Origin of the sequence: Bacillus sp. PS108 (assembly GCF_037963335.1) — a bacterium.
In the GTDB taxonomy this organism is placed as follows: domain Bacteria; phylum Bacillota; class Bacilli; order Bacillales; family Bacillaceae; genus Bacillus; species Bacillus subtilis.
On record NZ_CP150155.1, the window covers coordinates 833,065 to 847,453 of the forward strand.

The following is a 14,389-nucleotide window of genomic DNA, read 5'->3' on the forward strand; positions in this document are numbered from 1 at the left end:
TATACTGAACAAAAACGGAAAAAAGGGTGGATCTCATGTGGAAGGAAAAAGTATCTGTCACGCCTCCGTATCATTTTGACCGCGTGCTGGACAGGCTGTCTTTAGACCCCCTCAATGCTGTTGATCGAGAGGCGAGGGAAGTCCGTGTGCCAATCAGAAATCAAGCGGGGGACGTATGTATTGTAAAGGTACAGGCGTTAGGCCATGCGGGCGAGCCTGAGTTCCTCGTCAGCGGGGAAACGGATCAGGGAGAAATGATGAAGGAAATCAAGCGGATTTTTCAATGGGAAAATCATTTGCAGCACGTTCTGGATCATTTTTCAAAAACGAGCCTGTCCGCCATTTTTGAAGAGCATGCCGGGACGCCGCTTGTTCTGGACTACAGCGTGTACAACTGCATGATGAAATGCATTATCCACCAGCAGCTTAATCTTTCCTTCGCTTACACGCTAACAGAACGGTTTGTTCATGCGTTTGGCGAGCAGAAGGATGGCGTGTGGTGCTATCCAAAGCCGGAAACGATTGCGGAACTCGATTATCAGGATCTGCGTGATCTGCAATTCAGCATGAGAAAAGCGGAATACACCATTGATACATCAAGGATGATCGCAGAAGGCACACTCAGCTTGTCAGAGCTGCCGCATATGGCGGATGAAGACATTATGAAGAAACTGATCAAAATCAGGGGTATCGGCCCGTGGACCGTGCAAAACGTCCTCATGTTCGGACTTGGCCGTCCCAATTTATTCCCGCTTGCCGATATCGGCCTCCAGAATGCCATCAAACGCCACTTTCAGCTGGACGATAAGCCGGCAAAGGATGTCATGCTGGCGATGAGCAAGGAGTGGGAGCCTTATTTAAGCTATGCGTCTTTGTATTTGTGGAGGAGTATAGAATAATTCGTCTGACAATGAAGGAAATCCTGCAAACGTGTTATACTAGAAAGATGTGAAAAAACCATTTCACTTTCTGCCATCCGCAGAAAGCTTCATATAGAAACGGAGAGAACAACGTGAACCAACAAAAGAAACAGGCGCCCGTCGAACTGAAGGTCGGACAAACTTTTCCGCTGACGATTAAGCGTCTCGGCATTAACGGAGAAGGTGTTGGCTATTTTAAGAAAAAAGTCGTCTTCGTGCCCGGCGCGCTTCCTGGCGAAGAAGTTGTTGTGCAGGCCACAAAGGTCCAGCCGAAGTTTTCGGAGGGCCGCATTAAGAAAATCCGCAAGGCATCTGAGCACCGGGTGGCACCGCCTTGCCCTGTTTATGAACAATGCGGCGGCTGTCAGCTTCAGCACCTTGCATACAGCCAGCAGCTTCGGGAAAAACGTGATATCGTCATTCAGTCTCTTGAACGCCATACGAAGTTTAAAGTTGAAAACATGGAAATCAAAGAAACGATTGGCATGGACAACCCGTGGAATTACCGCAATAAAAGCCAATTCCAGATCGGGCGCTCGCAAAGCGGCAGCATCATCGCCGGCTTATACGGTCTTGATTCTCATGACATCGTTCCGATTAAAGACTGTATCGTTCAGCATCCGGCAACGAACAAAACAACAGGCATCGTCCGCCGCATTTTAGAGGACTTCAATGTGTCTGTTTATAATGAAAGAAAACGAAAAGGCGACGTTCGCACGATCGTGACGAGAGTCGGCTTTGAAACAGGCGAAGTGCAGGTCGTGCTTGTAACCGCAAAAGAAACGCTTCCGCACAAGGAAGAAATCGTCAAAGCGATTCAAAAGCGATTGCCAGAGGTCAAATCCATTATTCAGAATGTAAATGGTGCGAAAACCTCAGTGATTTTTGGTGAGAAAACAAAACCGCTCGCCGGAAAAACAGTGATTCAAGAAGTGCTCGGCGACGTATCTTTTGAATTGAGCGCCCGCGCTTTCTTCCAGCTCAATCCGGAACAGACCGTCAAGCTGTATGATGAAGTGAAAAAAGCGGCGCAGCTGACCGGAAAAGAAAAAGTCGTTGATGCGTATTGCGGCGTCGGCACTATCGGCATGTGGGTTGCGGACGGAGCAAAGGAAGTCCGCGGCATGGACGTCATCAAGGAATCAATTGACGATGCCAAGAAAAACGCCAAAAAACACGGCATGGCAAATGCCACATACGTAACAGGAACAGCCGAGCACTGGCTCCCGAAATGGACGAAAGAAGGCTTCCGCCCGGACGTCGTCATTGTAGACCCGCCAAGAACGGGCTGTGACAGCACGTTCCTGGACACGATCAAAAAAGTCAAACCGAAACGCTTCGTCTACGTTTCCTGCAATCCATCCACGCTTGCGAAGGATTTGCAGACGCTGTCGAAGGACTATCGCGTGGACTATATTCAGCCTGTCGATATGTTTCCGCAGACGGCGCATGTTGAAGCAGTGGCGAGACTTGTATTGAAATCGTCTAACTAAAAAGAACATTTCCCAGTCATAAAATAGTTTTCCTAATAAGACCTGGATTTCGGTAAAATAAACAATTCCGATTTCCGGGTCTTTTTCGTGCGCAGCCCTTGTCCTAACTGTCTTTCCCCAATTTTATCTTCCTTCTTTTCTCGGAGATCTTTATTTTAACTGGCGAAAAGAATTGAAAAAACGTGTTGAAAAGCGGGTGAAAAAAAGCGTTATTTAACCGGAAAAATTTCCTTCCAGTATGATTAAAATACATGAGTAAAATGATGTAAAATCATAGATATATTTTTCATAATTTGTAAAATTATATATTAACTTGCAGTTATTACGTGTGAAATATTGATTATAGGAATATAAGGAAAGGTATGGCGTATATCATTTCAAGAGTCATTCGATGTAAAAAGTTGAAACATTGTAATAAACGAAAGAGGTGAAAATGATGGCCAACCCCATTTTAAAATGCATAACGTATGAGCACTACAACAATTAAATAATAGTGCCGAGACGATAACAACTATTACAGTAATACCTACAATGGTTATATCCTTGCGACAATCATGCTTCATAATATAATGATTTTAGATTGACACTTGGCTAAAAAGTATTGCAGAGAAGGAAATGGATAATTAAATGGATAAAGTATATAAAAGAAGTTGGTTTCAAACATTTTTGGCATTTTTAGTATCTCAGCTTTATTTTAATTTTGTAGAATTAACGGGATGGGGTCCTAAGTATAGAGAAATGAATGGATTCCCAGCAAACATAGTTGAACTAGATTTCTTTCAAACATATCTTTCATTCTATGATAATCCATGGTTTAATATTATTACTGTTTTCTTGGGAGTTTTCACTATTATACAAATAATTACAGGGATAACAAAGGATATTCGAAATTAAAGCAATAACTTCTGATGCCTTATTTAATGATGAAAGAAAATGAACACTTTCTTAATTATCTTATGAGTGAAGACTGCGACATTTAGTCAGCAGTCTATTTTATTGGTTCTGGATCAGGATTACCGAATTATAACCCTATACAAATATATAGTAGGTTGCCACTTGCTGCGTTGGTTATTTTCTAAATCATGAGCAAATCCCAAATGATTCAGATTGAAGTTCTTGAATTCTTTTAAATAAGGATTTATTTTCTCTTCTCATCCTCTTTACTCCATGTGATTCACAAGTGGTAGCAGCTTAAGTAGAGTTTTTTTTATTCTCTTGAGTACTCAGTTATACCACCCCCAACTCAATTTGCTTTATCTCTATTAGTTTTTCCGCAAATATGATATAGAGATACGGATATGGTGTAGTGTTAAATATCTTATCTTCAATAACAGGGCAATTATTTTGCGTTGGTAATATGGAGAACTCATATGATATTCTATTTAGGTTGGAATCCTTTTTATCCAAAAGTTCAAAAGTAAGGCCACTAAGAAAGACGAAGGTCAGCGCGAGTTAACCACAATATAAAAAATAGGGTAGATAATTATCCCACGTGAAATGTTCAAAATTTACTATAGATTGATAAGAAATGCTTTCGCATGCGATAAGTGTAAAAAGAAGCATGGTCAGTTTTTTAATATTGAGATACAGGTCTAGCTGTATCCTCTAATGAAAGGATTTGATTTTTGTTATGACAGAAAATTTCTGGCGTGAATTGCCACGGCCATTTTTTGTACTGGCACCAATGGAAGATGTGACAGATGTTGTTTTCCGGCATGTAGTAAGTGAAGCAGGCAGACCGGATGTGTTTTTTACAGAGTTCACAAACTCAGAGAGCTATTGCCACCCGGATGGGAAGGATAGCGTGCGCGGCCGTTTGACTTTTACAGAGGATGAACAGCCAATTGTGGCCCATATATGGGGAGATAAGCCTGAAAACTTCCGTAAAATGAGTATTGGCATGGCAGAGTTAGGATTTAAAGGACTAGATATCAATATGGGCTGTCCTGTGCCTAATGTGACACAGAACGGTAAGGGAAGCGGTCTTATCCGCCGGCCGGAAGTTGCAGCAGAGTTAATACAAGCAGCAAAAGCAGGGGGATTGCCCGTAAGCGTAAAAACAAGACTTGGTTTCACGGATGTAGACGAATGGCGCGAGTGGCTGACACACATACTGAAACAGGATATTGCCAATCTTTCTATTCATCTGCGCACAAGAGCAGAAATGAGCAAAGTAGATGCGCATTGGGAACTCATCCCGGAGATTAAGAAACTTCGTGACGAGGTGGCACCAGATACATTGTTAACAATAAACGGGGATATCCCTGACCGCCAAACTGGCTTGAAACTTGCTGAACAATACGGTGTTGATGGAATTATGATTGGGCGTGGTATTTTTACAAATCCATTTGCCTTTGAAAAGGAGCCGAAAGAGCATAGCAGCAAGGAATTGCTTGATCTCTTAAGGCTGCATCTGGATCTTCATGATAAATATTCAGCATTAGAAGCCCGTCCGTACAAGCCTCTTCCTCGCTTTTTCAAAATTTATCTCCGCGGGTTCCGAGGGGCAAGTGAATTAAGAAATCAATGCATGAACACAAAGTCAACAGATGAAGTGCGTGCATTGCTCGACGACTTTGAGAGAAAGTATCTTGATGGGATAGAGTAACTGCAGTGCTTGATTCAAAAAAGGCTAACAAAATAAAGGGATTTTTACACAATTCTTGACTAAAATACCTGGATTTTCGGTAAATCCGGGTCTTTTTTGTACGCAGCTTTACTCAGCCTGTCTTTTCTCTAATTTATTGTAAGAAAATAATGGTATATTTAGTGGAGATATCTTATAAAGGGGGAGAGAAAAATGAAACGGCTATGCATCATCCCCTGCGGCAAGAAAAAAATCTGGGACGTCCAGCCTGATGCCGGGCCGGTAAGAGCAGAGGACGCTTATCTCAGCCCGTTTCATCAGGCGTGCGAGCGGTATGCGAAAGCATTTTTCGATGAGTGGGTGATTTTGTCGGCGAAGCATGGCTTTCTTCGCCCTAGTGATCTCGTTTCGGGAAATTACGATGTCACTTTTGGCACCGGTCATCCGGAAATCATGACAGCGGACGAGCTAGGCCGTCAATTTCACGAAAAAGGCTTTTCTGATATCGAAGAGCTAGTCATGCTTGGCGGAAAAAAATATCGAAGCATTCTAAACGCCGTCATCGGAGAACACCAGCATATCAGCTGGCCGCTATCATCATACAAAGGCATAGGCTACATGCTCCAAGCGCTGAACCGGGCTGTTGAAGAAAAGCATGAACTGTAGCACGTACATATGAGGAAAAGAGTGGGAACATGAAAAAACTTGTGTTTGGCTTGCTTGCCATTGTGTTATTCGGATGCGGACTATATATCTATCATGTATGGTTCGGTGATCCATTTTCGAAAAATGCTGCAGAACAGAAGCTAGTGTCTTATGTGAAACAAACCTATCCTAAGAAAGAAATCAAGATCACGAATGGGGTATATAACGCTAAAACGTCTGAATATGTATTTGAAGCAACCTCCCAATCTCATCGCTACCCAATGTGTACGAAGGGATTTCTGCATCCTAAAGTAACGTGCGATGGAATTGAAGAAGCGTATACCGAATCAGTAGCAAAACATGTAAATGAAGAAGCAACGAAGGCAATCGAAGCAGATCTGAAAAAAGCGGTTCCTCGATTTATAAAAGCTGATGCTGCTTTGAGTATCGAAAACGGACAGTTCACGTTAGATACAAAATGGAACAAAAAGCTGGCTGAAAAAGCGCCTATGAGCATGACGATTCAGTTAGACGCCAGCGGGTTATCAAAAACAGATGCCGCAAAGATGGCGGAAACGGTCAGAAAAACGCTTAATGAAAAGGGATATACATACTCAAACGGCACGATAGACTGTATGCAGAAGGACGGGGACGGCGGTATTGGATATGTCAAATATTCAATTGATTTTCTTTCAAAAGCAGCTATTCAGTCAAACGATGCAGAGGAACTAGGAAGTTAAAAAGATTTCCAAGGAAATAAATACGTCGATCATTGTCAAAGGCCGGGTGATATCCGGTCTTTTTTTTGCATGCTGTAAAACGAGACAAATGAATCAGTTTGAGACAAAACGAGACACACGTCTCAAACTGTCTCCAAAGTGAAGATGAGAAGACTGATTTTACGGGCTCAAAAGACTGGCACACTTCTTGCATTTATAATGGTGAACCCTAAATAGAAGGAGGCGCACAAAATGAAATTGTTAAAACGAGAAGGCTTGTCATTAACTGAGGAAAAAGCGCTGTGGATGTACCAAAAGATGCTGGAGATCAGGGGCTTTGAAGACAAAGTGCATGAACTGTTCGCCCAGGGAGTGCTTCCCGGATTCGTTCATTTATATGCCGGTGAGGAAGCCGTGGCTGTAGGGGTGTGCGCTCATTTACATGATGGCGACAGCATTACAAGCACCCACAGGGGACATGGACATTGTATCGCCAAAGGCTGTGACCTGGACGGCATGATGGCGGAAATTTTCGGGAAAGCGACCGGATTGTGCAAAGGCAAGGGCGGTTCTATGCACATTGCGGATCTTGATAAAGGCATGTTAGGCGCAAATGGAATCGTCGGGGGCGGCTTTACGCTCGCATGCGGATCAGCGCTCACGGCTAAATATAAACAGACTAAAAATGTAAGCGTTTGCTTTTTCGGGGACGGGGCAAATAACCAAGGTACCTTCCACGAAGGGCTGAATTTAGCGGCTGTATGGAACCTTCCTGTCGTATTTGTTGCTGAAAACAACGGCTATGGCGAAGCTACCCCATTTGAGTACGCATCAGCCTGTGATTCAATCGCCGATCGGGCGGCTGCTTATAACATGCCGGGGGTTACAGTTGACGGCAAAGATATTTTAGCAGTTTACCAGGCAGCCGAGGAAGCGATAGAAAGAGCAAGAAACGGCGGCGGCCCGTCTTTGATTGAATGTATGACCTACAGAAACTACGGCCATTTCGAAGGAGATGCCCAAACCTATAAAACGAAGGATGAAAGAGTTGAGCACCTTGAAGAAAAAGATGCCATTCAAGGTTTTAAAAACTACCTTTTAAAAGAAACAGATGCTAATAAGCTGTCAGACATTGAACAGCGTGTCAGCGAATCGATTGAAAAAGCCGTCTCGTTCAGCGAAGACAGCCCATATCCAAAAGATTCGGAGCTGCTGACAGATGTGTATGTGTCATATGAAAAAGGAGGAATGTAAGAGATGGCGAGAGTCATAAGCATGTCAGACGCGATCAATGAAGCAATGAAGCTTGCGATGAGAAAAGACGAAAATGTGCTTTTGATCGGTGAGGATGTCGCCGGGGGAGCGGCGGTCGATCATTTGCAGGATGATGAAGCATGGGGCGGTGTATTAGGGGTCACAAAGGGACTCGTACAGGAATTCGGGCGTACAAGAGTGCTGGACACTCCGATTTCTGAGGCAGGCTATATGGGAGCGGCTATGGCTGCGGCATCAACCGGTTTGAGACCGATTGCCGAGCTGATGTTTAACGATTTTATCGGCACGTGCTTTGATCAGGTGATCAACCAAGGGGCGAAATTCCGTTATATGTTCGGCGGAAAAGCGCAAGTGCCGATTACCGTCCGCACCACATACGGAGCAGGGTTCCGGGCCGCTGCCCAGCATTCACAATCGCTGTATGGCCTTTTCACGAGCATCCCTGGACTGAAGACAGTTGTTCCATCCAATCCGTATGATGCCAAAGGTCTTTTGCTTGCAGCAATAGAAGATAATGATCCGGTGTTTTTCTTTGAAGACAAAACGTCCTACAACATGAAGGGCGAGGTGCCGGAAGATTATTATACAATTCCCCTCGGAAAAGCGGATATCAAACGCGAAGGCAATGATGTTACGCTCTTTGCAGTCGGCAAGCAGGTCAATACTGCGCTTGAAGCGGCTGCACAGCTTTCAGAGAGGGGCATCGAAGCCGAGGTCCTTGATCCCCGCAGTCTGTCTCCTCTGGATGAGGATGCGATTTTCACATCGTTAGAAAAAACAAACCGGCTGATCATCATTGATGAAGCCAATCCGCGATGCAGCATTGCCACGGATATTGCTGCGCTTGTCGCTGACAAGGGCTTTGATTTGCTTGATGCGCCGATTAAACGGATTACAGCGCCGCATACACCGGTTCCGTTTTCACCAGTGCTTGAAGATCAATATTTGCCGACACCAGATAAAATTGTCAGCGTCACGCTTGAATTGCTTGGCGAGCCGGCATTGAATTAAAGGGGGGACACAAATGGCGGTAAAAGTAGTGATGCCAAAATTGGGAATGGCCATGAAACAAGGGGAAGTATCGATATGGAATAAAAAAGTAGGCGACCCGGTTGAAAAGGGAGAAAGCATTGCCAGCATTCAATCGGAGAAAATTGAAATGGAGATCGAAGCGCCTGAAAAAGGAACGCTGATCGATATCAAAGTGAAAGAGGGAGAAGAGGTTCCGCCCGGCACAGCTATCTGCTATATCGGGGACGCCAATGAGTCGGTGCAGGAAGAGGCGGGGGCGCCTGTTGCTGAAGACAATATGCCGCAAGCCGTCCAGCCCGTCAAACAAGAAAACAAACCCGCAGCCTCCAAAAAAGATCGAATGAAAATATCTCCAGTCGCCAGGAAAATAGCAGAAAAAGCAGGATTAGACCTAAAACAACTGAAAGGAACTGGACCAGGCGGACGAATCGTGAAGGATGACGTAACAAAGGCTCTTGCTGAACAGAAAAAAGATCAAGCAAAGCCTGTTTCGGAGCAGAAAGCGCAGGAAATCCCGGTGACAGGCATGAGAAAGGTCATCGCTGCCCGAATGCAGGAAAGCCTGGCAAACAGCGCGCAGCTGACGATCACGATGAAAGCTGATATCACCAAGCTTGCCACTCTTCAAAAACAGCTTTCACCAACTGCGGAAGAGAGATACGGCACAAAACTGACGATCACTCATTTTGTCTCAAGAGCCGCCGTTCTCGCTCTGCAAGCTCACCCTGTGCTGAACAGCTTTTATCAAAATGAGCGCATCATCACACATCCCCATGTGCACCTTGGTATGGCTGTAGCCTTGGAAAATGGCTTAGTGGTGCCTGTCATCCGCCATGCTGAAAAGCTATCGCTGATTGAACTGGCTCAATCCATCTCAGAAAATGCCAAAAAAGCACGCGAGGGACGTGCGGGAAGCGAAGAACTGCAAGGATCTACTTTCTCCATTACAAACCTTGGCGCGTTTGGAGTTGAGCATTTCACACCGATACTAAATCCGCCGGAAACAGGCATTCTCGGCATCGGAGCAAGCTATGACACACCGGTGTATCAAGGGGAGGAGATCGTCAGAAGCACGATCCTGCCACTCAGCCTGACATTTGATCACAGAGCGTGTGACGGCGCCCCTGCCGCTGCATTCCTGAAGGCGATGAAAACATATTTGGAAGAACCCGCAGCATTAATTTTATAGGAAAAGCAGGTGAAAACGACATGACATTAGCCATTATCGGCGGCGGACCTGCAGGCTATGCGGCTGCGGTTTCCGCGGCACAGCAGGGCAGAAACGTGCTGCTCATTGACAAAGGCAAGCTTGGGGGGACCTGCCTGAATGAAGGCTGCATCCCGACAAAGTCTTTGTTAGAAAGCGCAAACGTTCTTGATAAAATCAAGCATGCCGACAGCTTTGGAATCGAACTTCCGGCAGGTGCGATATCAGTCGATTGGAGTAAAATGCAAAGCCGAAAACAACAGGTTGTCAGTCAGCTTGTCCAAGGCGTTCAGTACCTAATGAAGAAAAATCAAATACAGGTTGTAAAGGGAACAGCCTCCTTTCTTTCTGAAAGAAAGCTCTTGATCGAAGGAGAAAACGGAAAAGAAATCAGAGAGGCGGACCAAGTATTGATTGCCTCCGGGTCAGAGCCAATCGAGCTGCCTTTTGCCCCATTTGACGGCGAATGGATCCTCGACAGCAAAGACGCGCTTTCTCTTTCCGAGATTCCGTCTTCACTAGTCATTGTCGGCGGCGGTGTCATCGGGTGTGAGTATGCAGGGCTGTTCGCCAGATTGGGATCGCAGGTGACCATCATTGAAACAGCAGACCAGCTGATCCCGGCTGAAGATGAAGATATTGCCCGTCTCTTTCAGGAGAAACTTGAGGAAGACGGTGTCGAAGTGCATACTTCATCCAGATTAGGGCGGGTGGATCAAACGGCCAAAACGGCAATATGGAAAAGCGGTCAGCGAGAGTTTAAAACGAAGGCCGATTATGTGCTGGTGGCGATCGGCAGAAAACCCCGTCTTGACGGATTGCAGCTGGAACAGGCCGGAGTTGATTTTTCTCCAAAGGGCATTCCGGTGAATGGGCACATGCAGACGAACGTGCCTCATATTTACGCGTGCGGAGATGCTATAGGGGGCATTCAGCTCGCGCATGCCGCTTTCCATGAGGGCATCATCGCTGCTTCTCATGCTTCCGGAAGGGATGTCAAAATCAATGAGAAACATGTGCCGCGCTGCATCTATACGTCCCCGGAAATCGCGTGTATCGGAATGACAGAACGACAGGCAAGAAGCATATACGGGGATGTGAAGATCGGCGAATTTTCATTTTCCGCAAACGGCAAGGCGCTCATTAAACAGCAAGCGGAAGGAAAGGTCAAAATCATGGCTGAACCGGAATTCGGCGAAATCGTGGGTGTCTCGATGATTGGCCCGGATGTAACCGAGCTCATCGGCCAAGCGGCAGCGATCATGAATGGTGAGATGACGGCAGATATGGCGGAGCATTTTATCGCCGCCCATCCGACTTTATCGGAAACATTGCATGAGGCGCTGTTAAGCACGATCGGCCTTGCGGTACATGCATAATAAAGGAAAAAGCAGGCGCATGGATATAAGGCGCCTGCTTTTTTATTGTTGAAAGCGCTTTATTTTTCCCCTACAATAGATGAAAACGGCGTGTAAGGGAGGAGCGATCAAGGAAATGAATTCGGTCCCAAACGATTTGCAAACCTGGAAACGTTTTGTGAAAGACGGTGTGCTTGACGAAGCCCGATTAAGAAAACGGATTGCAGAGTCATGGCATCGCTGCAAAAAAGCTGAGGTCAATCCTTATTTAGAAAAAGGCCCGAAGGTTTTACAGCAAACGGAGCTGGATCAGCAGTCAAAAAAACATTCATTCTTCTTGACGACCGCAAAGCCTTACCTCGAAAAACTGCTGCCTGCCATAAAAGAAATGGAAATGATGGCGCTGTTAATTGATTCAGACGGTGTTGTTCTGGCATTGGACGGCCATCCGCGCGCGCTCTATGAAGCCAAACGCATCAATTTCGTCGAAGGGGCATGCTGGACAGAAACGGCTGTCGGAACAAATGCGATTGGCACGGCGCTCCACATCAGCGAGCCGGTTGCAATACAAGGATCAGAGCATTACTCTATCGCTTCCCATCTTTGGAACTGTTCAGCTGCTCCGATTCACCATGAGGATGGCAGCCTTGCGGGTGTAATTGACATATCATGCCCGGCGGCAGGCGCGCATCCTCATATGCTTGGTATTGCCACGGCGATTGCCTATGCCGCTGAACGGGAACTCGCAGCTAAAAGCCGTGAGAAAGAGCTGGAGCTGATCAGCCGTTTTGGGGAGAGAGCTGCATCCAGTGTGCCGATGGTGCTCTGTAATACCAAGCAGCACATCATCAGTGCGAGCATGCCGATTCGAACCTCAATGCCGGATTGGCAGGGCCGGCACCTGTACGAGTTGAAGGAACGGGGCTATTCAATCGAAAATGCTGTCACCATAGGAGATGGCGGCACTTGTTTTTATCTTTCGGAACAAAAGAAAAAGAAGGCGTTTCGATTCAATGGAGTGATCGGGCAAAGCGGCCGATCGCAAGCGATGCTGATGCACCTTGAACGAGCAGCTGCGACGGATGCATCGGTCTGTTTGTCGGGTGAAACGGGTACGGGGAAGGAGGTCGCGGCTCGCGCGCTTCATGAGAACAGTGAGAGACGGCACGGTCCGTTTGTTGCTGTCAATTGCGGAGCGATTCCGTCTGATTTGATTGAAAGCGAACTGTTCGGATATGCAGAGGGCGCTTTTACGGGAGCGAAACGAAATGGCTATAAAGGCGCCTTTCAAAAAGCGAATCAAGGCACATTATTTTTAGATGAAATCGGAGAAATTTCCCACTCGATGCAGGTTGCACTTTTACGGGTGCTTCAGGAACGCAAGATAACGCCAATCGGCGGGACGAAAGAAATTCCGGTTGATATCAGAGTTATTGCCGCCACACATTGTGATTTACGCGAGCTTGCCGAAAACGGAAAAATCAGAGAGGACTTGTTTTACCGTCTTCATGTCTATCCAATTGAACTCCCTCCATTACGCGATCGCACCGAGGATATCCCGGATCTCTTTGAGTACTACAAACAGAAGAATCATTGGCCAGGCGATCTTCCTTCTGATTTTTGTAATGTGCTGAAGCAATGGAAGTGGCCGGGGAATATCCGCGAGCTGTTTAATGTGTTTGAACGTCTTTCTATCAGATTTCCGGACGGCCGGCTGAGAGATGAATCGCTTCCCGCTTTACTGGAAGCCGCTGGATTGCCGGCCAGCTCTGCAGAAAAAAAGCCGGCTGCTGCCGGCGTGCTTACTTTTCGTGAGCAAATCCAAAAGGATATGATGATCAAAGCGCTTGAATCTGCAAAAGGAAACGTCTCTCAAGCCGCAAAAATCAGCGGGATCCCCCGAAGCACTTTCTACAAACGCCTGAAAAAATTCAACTTGTCCGCTGAATCATAAAGCATACTTCCTTCAGGAAATGGAAACGTTATGTATTGAAGGAGGGTGTTACGATGAATATTCAAAGGGCGAAAGAAATTGTAGAATCTCCCGACATGAAGAAAGTAACATATAACGGCGTTCCTATTTACATTCAGCACGTAAATGAAGAAACTGGAACAGCAAGAATTTATCCGCTTGACGAACCGCAAGAGGAGCATGAAGTGCAGCTGAACAGCTTAAAAGAGGATTAAACAAAAATGGCCCGCTTCATAAGCAGGCCATTTTGTTATCCGCGCGGCGCAAATAAAATGACACAGACACCGATGAGACAAATGAATGCGCCGATCCAGTCATACAGATCAGGTGTTTTCCGGTCAACAAGCCATCCCCACAGGACCGCAAGCACGATGAATACCCCGCCATAAGCGGCGTATACACGGCCGAAGGAAGGGAAGGACTGGAATGTCGGAAGAATGCCGTAGACAATCAAGATCAATGCTCCGGCGATCCCGTAGCCGGCTGGCTTTGCCTCTCTCAGCCATAGCCAAACCAGATATCCGCCGCCAATTTCAGCAAGCCCCGCCGCGAGAAATAAAAGAATGGTAATCAGCATCATGAGCACTCCTCAATTTGCATTTATCTTTCATTATAGAGGAGGAGAGCTTTTAAAGCTTCGGATGATTCTCAAATTCCTTCAAATACGCTTTTCGCTGAACCTCTGTAAATTGGCTGATCCAATTGTTTTGAGCCTCTTCATTCAAATGGGGAAGGATATAGCGTTCAACCGCTTCGAAAAACAACGGATTCGCGATGATGTTCCAGGTCGGGATTCGAACGATTTTGCCGTCTGTTTTCTCGATGATAATATCCTCAAAAAAGATTCCTTTCAAACTGTATTGATGGCGTCCCATATAAAGCCGCTTCACCTCGGAAAACAGCACGCTGCGCTTTCTCGAGAAGATTTCGCCACTAGGTCCGGTCTTTATGGTGAAAATGACATTTCCACGGCTTGTGAAGGCAGGAAAAGCCATAAAGAATGTGATCAATCCATAAATCATAGCCAGTAAACCGCCGCCCAAATAAAGCAGGGCATATTTAGATTCAAACGTGAGAGCTTCAGACACCAGCCAGACGCCCACAATAAAGGCGCCCCCTGTAGCGAGGAACAGCCAAGCCCTTAGAAGCATCATGCTTTTTACTTCAATCATGTGCTGCCC

14 protein-coding genes are annotated in these 14,389 nt (G+C 46.1%); 12 read left to right on the forward strand and 2 right to left on the reverse strand.

Annotation, left to right across the window (positions count from 1 at the left end; translation table 11 throughout):
• The first annotated feature begins 35 nt into the window (after window positions 1-35).
• The 12 genes from NSQ16_RS04230 (at window position 36) to NSQ16_RS04285 (ending at window position 13,423) form a co-directional block, all read left to right on the forward strand.
• A complete protein-coding gene (locus tag NSQ16_RS04230; protein ID WP_003233646.1) occupies window positions 36-899 on the forward strand; it encodes a DNA-3-methyladenine glycosylase in 864 nt (287 codons plus the stop codon).
• Window positions 900-1,012: 113 nt separating this feature from the next.
• On the forward strand, window positions 1,013-2,413 hold the full coding sequence (gene rlmD, locus NSQ16_RS04235; protein WP_015252551.1) for a 23S rRNA (uracil(1939)-C(5))-methyltransferase RlmD: 1,401 nt from the start codon (window positions 1,013-1,015) through the stop codon (window positions 2,411-2,413).
• Window positions 2,414-3,040: 627 nt separating this feature from the next.
• Window positions 3,041-3,307: a YfzA family protein gene (locus NSQ16_RS04240; RefSeq protein ID WP_009966802.1), complete on the forward strand. Its 267-nt coding sequence runs from the start codon at window positions 3,041-3,043 to the stop codon at window positions 3,305-3,307.
• Between the two features lie 736 nt (window positions 3,308-4,043).
• On the forward strand, window positions 4,044-5,021 hold the full coding sequence (locus tag NSQ16_RS04245; protein WP_015715509.1) for a tRNA-dihydrouridine synthase: 978 nt from the start codon (window positions 4,044-4,046) through the stop codon (window positions 5,019-5,021).
• A 192-nt stretch (window positions 5,022-5,213) separates the two neighbouring features.
• A complete protein-coding gene (locus tag NSQ16_RS04250; RefSeq protein ID WP_019712688.1) occupies window positions 5,214-5,666 on the forward strand; it encodes a DUF6884 domain-containing protein in 453 nt (150 codons plus the stop codon).
• 29 nt (window positions 5,667-5,695) lie between these two features.
• Window positions 5,696-6,385 (forward strand): hypothetical protein, encoded by a 690-nt coding sequence (locus NSQ16_RS04255; protein WP_003243897.1) that lies wholly within the window; start codon window positions 5,696-5,698, stop codon window positions 6,383-6,385.
• A gap of 231 nt (window positions 6,386-6,616) precedes the next feature.
• Window positions 6,617-7,618, forward strand: coding sequence for an acetoin:2,6-dichlorophenolindophenol oxidoreductase subunit alpha (gene acoA / locus NSQ16_RS04260; RefSeq protein WP_003242898.1), 1,002 nt, complete (start codon window positions 6,617-6,619; stop codon window positions 7,616-7,618).
• A gap of 3 nt (window positions 7,619-7,621) precedes the next feature.
• Window positions 7,622-8,650, forward strand: a complete 1,029-nt coding sequence (acoB, locus tag NSQ16_RS04265; protein ID WP_003243124.1) for an acetoin:2,6-dichlorophenolindophenol oxidoreductase subunit beta — start codon at window positions 7,622-7,624, stop codon at window positions 8,648-8,650.
• 13 nt (window positions 8,651-8,663) lie between these two features.
• Window positions 8,664-9,860 (forward strand): acetoin dehydrogenase complex dihydrolipoyllysine-residue acetyltransferase, encoded by a 1,197-nt coding sequence (gene acoC / locus NSQ16_RS04270; RefSeq protein WP_003244059.1) that lies wholly within the window; start codon window positions 8,664-8,666, stop codon window positions 9,858-9,860.
• A 20-nt stretch (window positions 9,861-9,880) separates the two neighbouring features.
• Window positions 9,881-11,257, forward strand: coding sequence for an acetoin dehydrogenase complex dihydrolipoyl dehydrogenase (gene acoL, locus NSQ16_RS04275; protein WP_032723005.1), 1,377 nt, complete (start codon window positions 9,881-9,883; stop codon window positions 11,255-11,257).
• Between the two features lie 115 nt (window positions 11,258-11,372).
• Window positions 11,373-13,190 carry an acetoin dehydrogenase operon transcriptional activator AcoR gene (acoR, locus tag NSQ16_RS04280; protein ID WP_003244100.1) on the forward strand — a complete coding sequence of 606 codons (1,818 nt, stop codon included), beginning with the start codon at window positions 11,373-11,375 and terminating at the stop codon, window positions 13,188-13,190.
• Between the two features lie 53 nt (window positions 13,191-13,243).
• Window positions 13,244-13,423 carry a small acid-soluble spore protein H gene (locus NSQ16_RS04285; RefSeq protein WP_003244276.1) on the forward strand — a complete coding sequence of 60 codons (180 nt, stop codon included), beginning with the start codon at window positions 13,244-13,246 and terminating at the stop codon, window positions 13,421-13,423.
• A 35-nt stretch (window positions 13,424-13,458) separates the two neighbouring features.
• Here the strand turns inward: NSQ16_RS04285 and NSQ16_RS04290 are convergent, their stop codons facing one another.
• Window positions 13,459-13,788 (reverse strand): YnfA family protein, encoded by a 330-nt coding sequence (locus tag NSQ16_RS04290; RefSeq protein WP_010886445.1) that lies wholly within the window; start codon window positions 13,786-13,788, stop codon window positions 13,459-13,461.
• Window positions 13,789-13,837: 49 nt separating this feature from the next.
• Window positions 13,838-14,380: a YfjD family protein gene (locus NSQ16_RS04295; protein WP_230488074.1), complete on the reverse strand. Its 543-nt coding sequence runs from the start codon at window positions 14,378-14,380 to the stop codon at window positions 13,838-13,840.
• Window positions 14,381-14,389 lie beyond the last annotated feature (9 nt).

Bases quoted from the DNA above. Each gene is read 5' to 3' on its own strand.
- NSQ16_RS04250 (WP_019712688.1), top strand. From the start codon at position 5,214: ATGAAACGGCTATGCATCATCCCCTGCGGCAAGAAAAAAATCTGGGAC.
- NSQ16_RS04230 (WP_003233646.1), top strand. From the start codon at position 36: ATGTGGAAGGAAAAAGTATCTGTCACGCCTCCGTATCATTTTGACCGC.
- acoR (WP_003244100.1), top strand. From the start codon at position 11,373: ATGAATTCGGTCCCAAACGATTTGCAAACCTGGAAACGTTTTGTGAAA.
- acoC (WP_003244059.1), top strand. From the start codon at position 8,664: ATGGCGGTAAAAGTAGTGATGCCAAAATTGGGAATGGCCATGAAACAA.
- NSQ16_RS04295 (WP_230488074.1), bottom strand. From the start codon at position 14,380: ATGATTGAAGTAAAAAGCATGATGCTTCTAAGGGCTTGGCTGTTCCTC.
- acoL (WP_032723005.1), top strand. From the start codon at position 9,881: ATGACATTAGCCATTATCGGCGGCGGACCTGCAGGCTATGCGGCTGCG.
- NSQ16_RS04240 (WP_009966802.1), top strand. From the start codon at position 3,041: ATGGATAAAGTATATAAAAGAAGTTGGTTTCAAACATTTTTGGCATTT.
- acoA (WP_003242898.1), top strand. From the start codon at position 6,617: ATGAAATTGTTAAAACGAGAAGGCTTGTCATTAACTGAGGAAAAAGCG.
- NSQ16_RS04245 (WP_015715509.1), top strand. From the start codon at position 4,044: ATGACAGAAAATTTCTGGCGTGAATTGCCACGGCCATTTTTTGTACTG.
- acoB (WP_003243124.1), top strand. From the start codon at position 7,622: ATGGCGAGAGTCATAAGCATGTCAGACGCGATCAATGAAGCAATGAAG.
- NSQ16_RS04285 (WP_003244276.1), top strand. From the start codon at position 13,244: ATGAATATTCAAAGGGCGAAAGAAATTGTAGAATCTCCCGACATGAAG.
- NSQ16_RS04255 (WP_003243897.1), top strand. From the start codon at position 5,696: ATGAAAAAACTTGTGTTTGGCTTGCTTGCCATTGTGTTATTCGGATGC.
- NSQ16_RS04290 (WP_010886445.1), bottom strand. From the start codon at position 13,788: ATGATGCTGATTACCATTCTTTTATTTCTCGCGGCGGGGCTTGCTGAA.